Here is a 12,473-nt window from a genome sequence, read left to right on the forward strand (position 1 = left end):
ACTCCCCTGCCCGATTTCATGATCATCACATTAACCTTTGGTTGAACAGATTTGCTGGTTATCAATGATAACACAGCCATTATTATCCATAATCCGATGTCTGTAAAGAAAGCGATAAGCTCGTCTTATATCATTTAAGTATTCATCCATCACAGGTGCTAATTCATCTGCCTCATTCTTTAATTCTAATGCTATGATCATTGGTATGAAAGCAGCAGGCGCCAATGGCCCGGATGCAAGCCATAAGCCAATGATGCCGGCCGTCTGTGATTTTATGACTGCATTCTGCATATCTTCATATACAGCTTCGGCACTATTTACTGCCTGAATAAAATCATTGGCGTAAACGGATGTCATATCGGCTGTAAGATCCACAAGAATAGATTTATATTCATAATCAGTTTCAGCTGTTGTGAAGGCAACGATATCACCTGAATTATAAACACGATAGCTGTAACCAAGAATACCGCTGCTTATCATCGCCGGGTCATCTTCTGACTGTTCAGCGGCATAAACAGACTGCCAAGCAAAGTTTACTGTCCTGCCTGGAAGCAAGAGTGTAATAATGGTTAAACACATGATTAAACCCCATGATACTATTTTTTTCAGCATAATCAGCTCCTTAGCTCAATCAGTAAGCTCTTATATAAAACATTCAGCTTTCAATAAGATTATATTTCACCTTGAATTGATTTGTCAATTTAATACAAAAAAACGCTCAAATCATGATCTATACCTTATGAACAACTATGGCATATCACAAAAAGAGCGTTTTGATTAGATTCTAAAAATCAAGTCACCGTATTCAAAACATAGCAAGGCCGCTCCAATCAAATACATTGCTAAGAACTGACTCTTTAATATATTTTTAGAAGCGATGAGCTGAATAGCTTTAGCTATGCAGAAGATTAAAAATACAATCAGACGATAATAAAAAGAAGGCATAGCAAACCAAATAATGATTGGTAAAAGAAACACAAACATAGATTCTTTTGTTTTATAATATTCATAAATAGATACTAGAATTATGAATAAGATACTATAACTATGGTTCATAGCTGCTACCTCTTTATTTATAAGTAAAAATAATCTGTCTTGCTGAACACAAATATTAATTTAAAACATGTACCAATTTTGTAACAATTGGCATAATCAAATCCTGAATCAGCTTTTGATCGTCTGCTGATAATTCCTCATCCAGACGGATATTGGAAATAGCAGGAACCATCGGCAATTCACCCAATAATTCAATATCATTATCCGCAATAAATTTCTCAGTATCATTTTCACTGTAAATGTTAATTTTCTTACCACAGTCAGGACAATTGATATAGGCCATATTTTCAATTACACCCAATACAGGAATGTCCATCTGCTTCAGCATTTTAATCGCTTTTGTAACAATCATCGATACCATTGGCTGCGGTGTAGAAACCATAATAACACCGTTTACCGGCAGACTTTGCATGATTGTCAGTGCTACATCACCAGTTCCCGGCGGCATATCAATGAACAGCACATCAAGCTCACCCCAGACAACATCTGTCCAAAATTGCTTCACTGCGTTGCCGACGATCGGCCCGCGCCAGATTACCGGTGTATCCTCGCTGTCAATCAGATAATTGATCGACATTGTTTTGATGCCGTCTTTATCAATTACCGGCAGAATTTCCTGCTCAGCATTGCCAAATGCCTTTTCCTTCTCCAATGCCATCAGCCGAGGGATACTAGGACCAGTAATATCCGCGTCCATAATACCAACTGTGAAGCCCACTGAGGCATAAGCCTTAGCCATCAGCACAGTCATCGATGACTTGCCGACACCACCCTTGCCGCTCATGACAGCGACTACCTTTTTTATATGATTATGCGGATTATTTACAATGCCGCATGAACTTTCATCCTTACCGCAACTGCCCTTACTTGGACATGTACTGCAATTTGCCATATTAATCAACTCACTTTCTCATGTATTGTAAATGGAAGCACCTATTTTGTCAACTTATCTACACCAGATCATTAAGATAAGAATGTCCCAGTGAAGGCAGTGCTACCTCAAAATTATCAGCAATTGTCGCTCCCAAGGAAGCAAAAGTTTCTGAATAAGGTAATAAGCCAAAGCCCTTCATTGAAGGTGAATAAGCGACAAACGGTACCATCTCTCTTGTATGGTCGGTTCCCTTATAAGTAGGATCATTGCCATGATCAGCTGTGATGAGTAATAAATCATCTTCCTTCATTTTATCAAGCACAGTACCTAAAGCCTGGTCAAATTTCTCAATTTCCTGAGCATAACCTGCCGGATTGCGGCGATGTCCCCAAAGCGCGTCAAAATCAACAAGATTCACAAAGCATAAGCCAGTAAAATCCTTATCCATAAGCTCAATCGTCTGTTCCATGCCATGTACGCTGCTCTTAGATTTATATGCTTCAGTAATACCTTCAGTATCAAAGATGTCATTAATCTTACCTACGCTGATTACATCATATTGATGATCCTTTAACTCATTCAGTACGGTTCTGCCAAATGGCTTCAGCGCATAGTCATGACGGTTGCTGGTACGGGTAAAGTGCCCCTTAGAATCACCGATATATGGACGGGCTATTACTCGGCCAACCTTGTATTCATCACGCAGTGTCAATTCACGGGCAATCGCGCAGCAGCGATATAATTCATCAAGCCCGAAAGTTTCTTCATGCCCGCAGATCTGCAGCACTGAATCGGCAGACGTATACACGATCATATCGCCGGTTTTCATCTGGTGTTCACCCAGCTCATCAAGAATTTCGGTGCCGCTGGCTGATTTGTTGCCGACAATCTTATGCCCGCAGCGCTCACTTAATTCATCAAGCAGGCTTTGCGGAAAGCCCGTTTCAGTGAATGTTTTAAATGGTGTTGTAATTTTTAATCCCATTAATTCCCAATGCCCCGTCATCGTATCCTTACCGCAGCTGGCCTCCGCCATTTTGGTATAATAGCCTACTGGGTGGTCAATAGGATCTACATGAGCGATTGAGTGCAGATTCGCAAAGCCAAGCTTTTGCATATTAGGAATATGAAAAGCGTCTACCGCTTTAGAAAGATGCCCTAAAGTGTCGGTATTGGCATCATCATATTCAGCAGCGTCTGGGGCTGCGCCAACGCCCATAGAATCGATAACAATCGTAAAAATGCGTTTATATTTTTTCATAAAGTTCTCCTTTTACTTCTTATTCCTCGGATGGAACTGCCGATAGGCCTGTTTCAGCCTTTCATCCTGGATATGCGTATAAATCTGAGTAGTAGCAATGTCGGAATGGCCCAGCAGTTCCTGTACAACACGCAGATCAGCACCGCCGTCAAGCAGATGGGATGCAAATGAATGCCGCAGTGAATGCGGTGAGATCCGCTCATCAAGCCCCAATGACGCACAGCGCTTTTTCAGCATTGTGAAAATATATTGACGGCTGATTTGATTCCCTCTTGAATTAATCAAAAGATACATCGAGCGATGGCTGTCCCACTTTCTACGGACACTGCCATAATACTCCTTAATGAGTTTAATCTCATTTTCATTCATCGGCACATAACGCTCCTTATCACGCTTACCGCGGCAGCGCAGCAATGCCTGTTCCAGATTTACCTGATTGATTTTTAAGTCACAGCATTCACTCACCCGCAAACCGCAGCCATAAATCAATTCCAGAATCGTTACATCCAACAGCTCACGCTCACTCTCATTCTGCCTTGTCAGCAGCAGCGTCACATCTTCCTTATTTAAATAATTAGGCAGATGCTGACCATGGCGCTTACTTTTGAGATATACTGCCGGATTGCTGCAGTTAAGCATGGTGGATGCGTATTCATGAAACAGCCTGAGACATGTGATGCGATGATTCAATGAATTATCCGACAAAGTCTTTGCGGAGGCATCAATAAACTGCTGAATGGCTTGATAAGTGATGGCTTCCATATCTTCAATACCCTGCTCATTCAAGGCTTTAAGATAATGGGCACATTCATTCTTGTAGCTCTCCACCGTCTTCATACTTTTCTGATCGACAGCGGTTATGTAATGAAAGTAATCGGCCATTGCTTCTGAGATTTTCATGCATATCACCTGCTAATATTATAGCACACTATATCAAATTAAAGAGTTCAATTAGCTTAAGAATCAACGTAGATTTTAAATAAGAGCCAATCAGTACAAAGACAAAAGCCAGCAATAAATGCGTGAGTCCGCGGTTGACATAATCCTTAGCATTCATTTTCATCGGATTCAGCGTACAATAAAGCAGATGCGTTGAACATTCAATCGAAAATACAGCCACGATAACGATCGCTGCGATATCTAAAAGCACTTGCGGAAGCAAGGCAAGTAAAATCCCCAAAATCCCTTTTAGCTGGTAAGTAGCAACAAACAATACGCATGAAAAACCAATCTGCACGCCGCGGGTAAATAATACAAAAGCAATGGCTGGAATACCGATGACTGAAGTACCTAAAAAGAAAATAAATAAGATAAAAATAATACCAATCACAAATTGCGAAACAAAGTATGCATAAGTATCACTGTTTTGATTAACCGTCGTTAATAAAGAGTCTAGTGCTGTAACACTGCTTAAATCAACGATTCTGGAAATAATCAAGCCACAGAGAAAACCCGCGATCATTAATAAATAGATAAATGTCAGCGAAAATGATTCTTTCTTTTTCATAAACCACCTCAGTTTAATTTATGAAAGAAAAAAGCAGTTTAGCTCATTTATATTTCGACAATTACTTCTTTTGGAGCAATGTTGAAGCATAAACCAGTGAACCGCTTTTTAGATTTTTGTTTAATTCGTTCAGTACATCCTGCTGACTGAGTGTTTCCGGCTGAGCGAATAGATCAATTTGTTCTACTGAACTTGTACTTGAATAGAGAGAGCCAAGGGCAATACCTAAATGCCGGATCGGCAGACTGGATTCATTGTTTTTATCAAACAGCAAATATGCATTTTCTAAAATTACATCTGCATCATTGGTATAGTTGTTTAAAGAACATGAGCGTACAATCGTAGAAAAATCATTGTATCGGATTGATACCGATAAATGCTTCCCTTTTATGTTTTCATGGCGGGCGCGCTGTGAAAGTGAAGCTGCCAGTCTGCGAAATACATTCTTTACCTCATCATAATCATTAATATCCTTATCTAATGTCGTAGACTGTGAGATTGATTGATAAGAGGTATCAAAACATAGCTTATTGGAATCCTGACCACGGGCGTTTAAAATCTTGGTATAGGCATTTTTACCTAACAGCTGCATGATTTTGCGCTCATTTGCCGGATCAGCAAAATCACCAATCGTATGAATACCGTTTTCAATCAGCAGCGGCGCTGTTTTCTTACCGATTCCCTGCATCTCACGAATATCTAACGGCCATAGCTTTTTAGGTACTTCCTGGATGCGTAGGACAGAAATACCCATCGGTTTACGCATATCACTTGCCATCTTAGCTAAAAATCGATTTGGCGCGACACCGATGCTGCAGGGCAGTCCGATTTCATTTAATAAGCGCTGCTGAATCAGCCATGCCAGATCAAGCGGCCGTTCAAACTTTTTGATGGTCTCACTCATATCGGCATAGCATTCATCAATACTTGCCGGTTCTACAAAGGGCGTAAATTGCCGGATAAATTGAAAGAACCGCTGCGAACATGCTTCATACCAGTTAAAATCACAGGGCAATACGATCAAATCCGGACAAAGCTGATATGCCTGCTGCAAAGGCATGGCAGAGCGCACTCCGTATTCCCTCGCTTTATATGAAGCCGTACATACCACGCCGCGCCGACTAATACCGGATACCGCTATCGGCTGATCAGCCAACGCTGAATTACGCAATATTTCAGCATTCGCATAGAATGCATTTAAATCAATATGAAATAATACTTTTCCCATTTATTTTTCTCCTTAACTGCCATTATAGCAAATTCAAGAAGAAGAATAAACCTTAACGGTAACAACTCATTGAATCATTGCGATTTTTCTTCTTATGATCAAGATGCAGCTTATCAGCAATCATCGCGATAAATTCAGAATTCGTCGGTTTCGCTTTAGAAGCATTGATTGTATAACCAAAAATTTCATTGATGATATCAATATTGCCGCGGCTCCAAGCTACTTCGATAGCATGGCGAATCGCTCTTTCTACCCTTGATGCAGTAGTAGAATATTTTCTGGCTATTTCAGGATACAGCACTTTCGTGATTTGACCTAAAAAGTCCATGTTAAGATATGTTTCAAGAATAGCTGTCCGCAGATACATATATCCCTTAATATGTGCTGGGATGCCAATCTCATGAAGGATATTTGTGATATCGCTTTCAAGCTCCAGTTTTTGAAGCTTATCACGTTCACTGTTATCAACAACGGGTACGGGCCGGCTCGGTATGGTCTGTTTGGTTTGATATTTGGATATCATATCAAGCTTCTGTACAAAATCAGAAAAATTAATGGGCTTTTGTAATAAATAATCAATCTGATAATTGTTTAATTCCTGCATCATCATATCATTGATAAAACATGTCATGCACAGGATATGCTTGGCACTCATATGATGATCCTTCATTTCTCTTAATACCTGCAAACCGTCTTTCACAGGCATAATTAAATCAAGAACCAGTAAATCAACGCTGCGATTACTCATTTCTTTCAAGCATTGTTCCCCATTGACAGCACTGCCGACAACCACATAGGACGATGATTTTCTGATCTCATCTTTGATCCGATTGCTGAACTCTGAGTTGTTGTCAACAATGTAAACACTTAGCTTTTCACTCATAACTATTCCCTCCGCTTTTTTAGCTCATAGATATTATTATAGAACTTAAACGTAAATTTTTGATAATATTTTGTCGAAAGGGGCTCAGAATTCATACATATTCTCATATTTTTGCTGTTTTTGTACAAAAAAAGGAATGAAATTGACATAATTCGTCATTAATTGTCGACGTTTGTCGTCTCATTCTCACTCTCCATCAACAGCCACTCAATAAAGATGCCATAACCCTTCTGCGGCTTGCTTGTCGCCACATGAGTTACAGCCCCAACAAGCAGATCATCTTGGACAATGGGTGAACCGCTCATGCCTTGAACGATACCGTTGCTGACATTGATACAGTGTTCATCGATAACGTCAAATTCAATGCCCTTTATATCTTGGTTGTCCTGTTGATTAATTTTGGTAATGTTGATTTTTATCTCTTCAATAACATCATCATGTAAAACGGTAAAGATGCTTGCTTCGCCTAGATGAATATCCTGCTGGGTACCGGTCTGAATCAAGGGCTGTGAGCTGCTGCCGACGATTTCACCAAACACGCCGTAACGATTTACTTTGGTGATGATACCCAGCGGCTGTTCAAAATCGATTTTTGCGTTTTTCTCGCCGGCCTGCGCATTTTTAGCCTTGCGTATGGACTGAACCTGTGATTCATAGATGGTTCCCGAATCAGCCTGAATGCTCTCTTTGGTATCTGCATCAATGATTTCATGACCCAATGAGGCAAAGGTCTGTGTCTGTTCATCGATATAAGTCAGGGTACCGATGCCGAGCGTTTCATCTTTTATTAATAAACCGGTGCGGATCTGTGAATTAATCATTTGAATGAGCAGTTTGCGTTTAATTGTTTCTCCGTCTCTGAGAATGGTTAATTCAGCTTCCTTCTGTTCTGCGGCTAAGCCAAGCTGACGGCTTAATTCTTTGATCGTGGTGACCGTTTCACCATTTACGGCCTGAATCAAGTCTTTAGGTCTGATATCCTGATCGGCAGGATTATAGTTCATGCCATCGATTTCAAGCGTATAAGTACCGGTAATCATGACGCCGTCATAGGTGATTTGGATACCGATCGTATCGCCGCCGAGCTGGACTTCTTTTGCAGAAAGCTGAAGCGTGGTGCATAGATATAAAGATAAGCTTAATGCCAGTAATTTTTTCATTAAAATCAGCCTCCCTTGTTAGTGTGGAGGCTGATTGCTGGGTTATATTTTCTTTAACAAACCATTTTATGACTGTGCCTTATGAAGCAGTTCGCGCGCGGCTGAAAGGGCGGGTTCACTATCGCTGTTGCTGGCGATCATCGCTAAAACGCGAATCCGTTCTTCATCATCCAGCGCATGGATAGATGTCTTCGTAAAGGCTTTTTGCTGATTTTTCTCAACAAGATACTGCGTTGCTGCACAGGCGGCTACCGAAGCAAGATGAGTAACACAGAACACTTGGGTATGCTTCGCCAGTTCAGCCATTTTACGGCCGATTGCAAAGGCTACCTTGCCGGATACGCCCGTATCAATTTCATCAAAAATTACGGTTTCAATGCCCTGCAGTCTGGTGAAAATGATCTTCATGCCAAGCATCAGACGTGATAATTCACCGCCGCTGGCAACACTGGCGAGCGGTTTCATATCTTCACCAGGGTTCATTGAAATCATAAATTCAATCTTATCAATGCCATTGATTGAAGGCGCCTGTTCTTTAAAGCTAACCGAGAAACGCGCATGCTCAAGATATAGATCAACACATTCCTTGCAAATCTCTTTCTCAAGCGTTTTAGCCGCTTTCTGACGCTTTTTAGAATAAGCAAGGGCAACAGCACTATAACGATCAAGCGCCTGCTTTAAAAGCGCTTCCTGCTGTTCAATAAACTCCTGACGATGAGTAATCATTTCAATCTTACGATTTAATTCATCACGTTTTTCAAGAATCAGGGCGATAGTGGAACCATATTTACGTTTTAGATTATTTATGACAAATAATCGCTCCTGAATCTCATTGTTGCGTTCTTCATCATATTCAAGCTGATTATAAATCTGCTTCAGACTATCCAGCGCGTCATTTAACGAATAATAAAGATCATTCAAGACTTCATGCTGCCCTTTTATATCGTTAAACTCCTCTAAATAAGATAATTCATGAACCGCTTCATACAAGGATTCACTGGCGCGGTTTGAACCGTCAAGCGCATCAATTGCGTTTGCTAAACGCTGACTCAGCTTTTCAAAAGCCATCATCTTCTTTTGCTCATCGATCAGCTGTTCCTCCTCATCAGCACTGATTGCGGCTTCATCAATTTCACGCACCTGATAAAGCAAGAATTCAAGATCATCTTCATTATAAGTCTGATTCATTGCCATTTCATAATCATGCTTCAGATCCGCATATTCGCGGTAAGCTGTCTGTACCTGCTGCAAAGCTTCAAAATCATTGAGATATTGATCTAACAATGTCGTATGATACTTGCTGTTTAATAAATACTGCGTATCATGCTGAGAATGTATATCAATGATATTCTCCATAATTTCCTTCAGCATTGACACCGGCACCGTGCGATGGTTAATACGCGCTGTACTCTTGCCTTCACTGTTAATTTCACGGGTAACAATAAATGTATTATCGTCACTTTCAAAGCCATACTCATTCAATAAGCTTAATGAATGATGATCGGCAGCCAATTCAAAAACAGCTTCAACCAAAGCTTTCTCAGCCCCCTTTTTAACCATCGATGCATTACACCGGCTGCCTTTAAGCAGTGCGATCGCATCAATCAGCAAGCTTTTGCCGGCACCCGTTTCACCCGTAAACGCACTCATTGAATTGGTAAACTGCAAAGCGGCAGTATCAATCAGGATAAAGTCTTTTACATAAATTTCTTTAAGCATAGCTTCTCCTTTCAATTCTCTTAATATGTGTTATTGTACCATTATTTATCAATAAATGGCACCGTTTTACACATATTTTTATATTGAATTTCTCATTGATAAAGTTTCAGAAAAAAAGAGTGATTGCTCACTCTGCGTTATCATTAACAATCAGCTCTTAACGATTTTTTGATAATCAAAAACCTTATGTGAAGGTGTTGAGGAACAGTAAACAACATACTCCTGATTACCGTCACGGCCGCATACTTTAGACTTTGCCAGCTTCTGAGGATAGATTTTCAGCTGAAGGAGGCCGTCAATCGTCTGCATGAGCACCCGCTGATGCACCTTTAAATCTTTAACGATACCATTTTTACCGATATCCTTTTTCCCCGCTTCAAACTGCGGCTTAATCAGCAAGACCATTTCATATTCCGGCTTCAGGCATGATAAGACTGCCGGCATGATTGATAGGATTGAGATAAAAGAAACGTCCATGCACACAAAATCAGGCAACGGATCAAACATCTTCGCTTCAAGATAGCGGCAGTTGATGTTCTCCATGTTGCTGACCCGCGGATCTTGACGCAGCTTATCAATCAATTGGCCGCTGCCGACATCACAGGCATAAACATGAGCCGCCCCCTGAGACAGACAGACATCAGTAAAGCCGCCGGTCGAAGCCCCTACATCAAGGACGATGCGATCCTTAACATTCAGTTCAAAATCCATTAATGCGTGATAAAGCTTAAGACCGGCTCTGGAAGCAAACGCCAATTCAGCCGCACTCACTTCAATATCGGCGTTTTCATCAAAATCCTGTGAACATTTAATAATCGTTTTACCGTTAACCTTTACCCGTTCAGCTTTGACAGCATCTTGGGCTTGAGCACGGCTGGCACAGAATTTACGAGCGACTAACAGCTGATCAATCCGCATGATGTATCAACTCCGTAATTTTATTAAATAAAGTCGTTAAATCAATTTTCTCAACTTTGCGCAGCTGCGGCAGTGAGCCGTGTTCCACAAAGTGATCCTTTATCCCAATGCGGACAAGCGGCATACTGATGCCCAGATCATTGCATGTTTCAAGAATGGCTGAGGATAAACCGCCGCTTAAGATATCAGTCTCATAGACGATAACAGGCAGCTTAGTCTGCGCGCATTCCTTCAGCATCTCAGCATCCAAAGGTTTAAAGAAACGCGCATTGATAACTGTAATTGGAATTTCATTAATACTTGCCTTAGAAATCACCCGATCCACATCACAGCCATAGGTAATTACAATTGCCTTGCTTTCTTGATTAAAGCGCCAGCGCGTCCATGATCCGATAGGAATACTTTGATATTCACTGACCTTTTGATAGACATTGCTGCCGCGCGGATATCGAATCGCAAAGGGATGCTGCTGATTAAAGCCTGTATATAGCAGCTGCTGAGCCTCTTCGCCGTCCTTTGGTTCGCAGAGGATAAAATTAGGCAGGGCTCGAAGCAGCTGAATGTCAAAGATACCATGATGAGTTGCGCCATCCTCACCGACTAAACCGCAGCGGTCAATCCCGATGACCACCGGCAGATCCATGCGCGCCATCTCATGATTCAGCTGATCATAGGCCCGCTGCATAAAGGAGGAGTAAATGGCTAAAAAAGGCCGCTGTCCGGCATTGGCCAGAGAAGACGCAAATACCGCCGCGTGTTCTTCGGCAATTCCGCAGTCGAAGGCACGTTCGGGATAAAGCGAAAAGAACTTCTCAAGCTTGCTTCCGGATATCATCGCCGGTGTTAAGGTCACAATATGATCGTTGGTTTTAGCCAGATCACAAACTGTATTGGCAATGATTTCACTCCAGCTGCAATGATTTTCCGGCAGCCGATTCAGCACTTCACCGGTTTCAATATTAAACTGGGAAACACCGTGCCATTTACCGCTTGTATCATTTTCCGCAAAGGAATATCCCTTCCCTTTTTTGGTGATCACATGAACCACGATCGGTCCGCGGTGCTTTTTCGCTATTTTTAATGTCTTAATCAGACTTTTAATATCATGACCGTCAACGGGGCCGATATAATCAAGATTCAATTCCGTAAAAAATGAATTCGTCGAAATGTTTTTCTTTACCGTATTCTTAACATTGCGCATGACATTCAGCACCGACTCGCCAGCCTTAGAAGTCGATAATGCGCCGCTGATATCCTGTTTCAAATCATTATATGGCTTGGAAGTCCGCAGCCGCGTAAAGGTTTCGTTTAAAGCGCCGACATTCTGCGATATCGACATATTATTATCGTTAAATATAATGACCATATTCCGCTGTTCCGAGCCAATTTCATTTAAGGCCTCAATGGACAAACCGCCAACCATCGCCGCATCACCAACAACGGGTACGACGCAGTAATCCTCATGATTCAGATCACGGCTTACCGCCATTCCCAGCGCTGCCGACAAAGCGGTGCTGGAATGCCCGGCTTCCCATGGATCATGAATGCTTTCAGCGCGTTTCTGAAAGCCTGAAAGACCTTTAAACTGCCGCAGCGTCTTAAAAGCAGGCGCCCGGCCGGTTAGAATTTTATGCACATAGCTTTGATGACCAACATCAAAGATTATTTTATCACGCGGAGAATCAAATACATAATGCAGGGCAACCGTCAGCTCAACGACACCCAAGTTGCTGGAAAGATGACCGCCCGTCTTCGCAATACTGGCAATCAAAAACTTTCTTATATCTGAAGAAAGTGCTTCAAGTTCTTTGACAGACATTGTTTTTATGTCTTCCGGACCTTTGATTTCTTCAATATTCATCAGCAT

The 12,473-nt window shown here is 41.4% G+C and carries 12 protein-coding genes; all 12 read right to left on the reverse strand.

Annotated elements, in window-relative coordinates:
- Positions 1–30: 30 nt before the first annotated feature.
- Positions 31–612: a hypothetical protein gene (locus DWZ33_RS00615; RefSeq protein ID WP_118453452.1), complete on the reverse strand. Its 582-nt coding sequence runs from the start codon at positions 610–612 to the stop codon at positions 31–33.
- A 165-nt stretch (positions 613–777) separates the two neighbouring features.
- Positions 778–1,056: a hypothetical protein gene (locus tag DWZ33_RS00620; RefSeq protein WP_022939604.1), complete on the reverse strand. Its 279-nt coding sequence runs from the start codon at positions 1,054–1,056 to the stop codon at positions 778–780.
- A 55-nt stretch (positions 1,057–1,111) separates the two neighbouring features.
- Positions 1,112–1,948, reverse strand: a complete 837-nt coding sequence (locus DWZ33_RS00625; RefSeq protein ID WP_118453453.1) for an Mrp/NBP35 family ATP-binding protein — start codon at positions 1,946–1,948, stop codon at positions 1,112–1,114.
- A 58-nt stretch (positions 1,949–2,006) separates the two neighbouring features.
- Positions 2,007–3,191, reverse strand: a complete 1,185-nt coding sequence (gene deoB, locus DWZ33_RS00630; protein WP_022939602.1) for a phosphopentomutase — start codon at positions 3,189–3,191, stop codon at positions 2,007–2,009.
- A gap of 12 nt (positions 3,192–3,203) precedes the next feature.
- A complete protein-coding gene (locus tag DWZ33_RS00635) occupies positions 3,204–4,091 on the reverse strand; it encodes a tyrosine-type recombinase/integrase (RefSeq protein WP_118453454.1) in 888 nt (295 codons plus the stop codon).
- 28 nt (positions 4,092–4,119) lie between these two features.
- Positions 4,120–4,698: a stage II sporulation protein M gene (locus tag DWZ33_RS00640; RefSeq protein ID WP_022939600.1), complete on the reverse strand. Its 579-nt coding sequence runs from the start codon at positions 4,696–4,698 to the stop codon at positions 4,120–4,122.
- Positions 4,699–4,759: 61 nt separating this feature from the next.
- A complete protein-coding gene (dinB, locus tag DWZ33_RS00645; RefSeq protein ID WP_118453455.1) occupies positions 4,760–5,926 on the reverse strand; it encodes a DNA polymerase IV in 1,167 nt (388 codons plus the stop codon).
- A gap of 52 nt (positions 5,927–5,978) precedes the next feature.
- Entirely contained in the window at positions 5,979–6,809 is an 831-nt protein-coding gene (gene spo0A / locus DWZ33_RS00650; RefSeq protein WP_022939598.1) for a sporulation transcription factor Spo0A, read from the reverse strand.
- Between the two features lie 158 nt (positions 6,810–6,967).
- Positions 6,968–7,969, reverse strand: coding sequence for a SpoIVB peptidase S55 domain-containing protein (locus DWZ33_RS00655; protein WP_118453456.1), 1,002 nt, complete (start codon positions 7,967–7,969; stop codon positions 6,968–6,970).
- Positions 7,970–8,035: 66 nt separating this feature from the next.
- Positions 8,036–9,688, reverse strand: a complete 1,653-nt coding sequence (recN, locus tag DWZ33_RS00660) for a DNA repair protein RecN (RefSeq protein ID WP_118453457.1) — start codon at positions 9,686–9,688, stop codon at positions 8,036–8,038.
- Positions 9,689–9,838: 150 nt separating this feature from the next.
- Complete coding sequence (locus tag DWZ33_RS00665) at positions 9,839–10,606, reverse strand: TlyA family RNA methyltransferase (protein WP_118453458.1); 768 nt, start codon at positions 10,604–10,606, stop codon at positions 9,839–9,841.
- A complete protein-coding gene (gene dxs / locus DWZ33_RS00670; RefSeq protein WP_420841408.1) occupies positions 10,596–12,473 on the reverse strand; it encodes a 1-deoxy-D-xylulose-5-phosphate synthase in 1,878 nt (625 codons plus the stop codon). The genes DWZ33_RS00665 and dxs overlap by 11 nt, the downstream gene beginning before the upstream one ends.

It is taken from the genome of Dielma fastidiosa (assembly GCF_003475485.1).
Classification (GTDB): Bacteria; Bacillota_I; Bacilli_A; order Erysipelotrichales; family Erysipelotrichaceae; genus Dielma; species Dielma fastidiosa.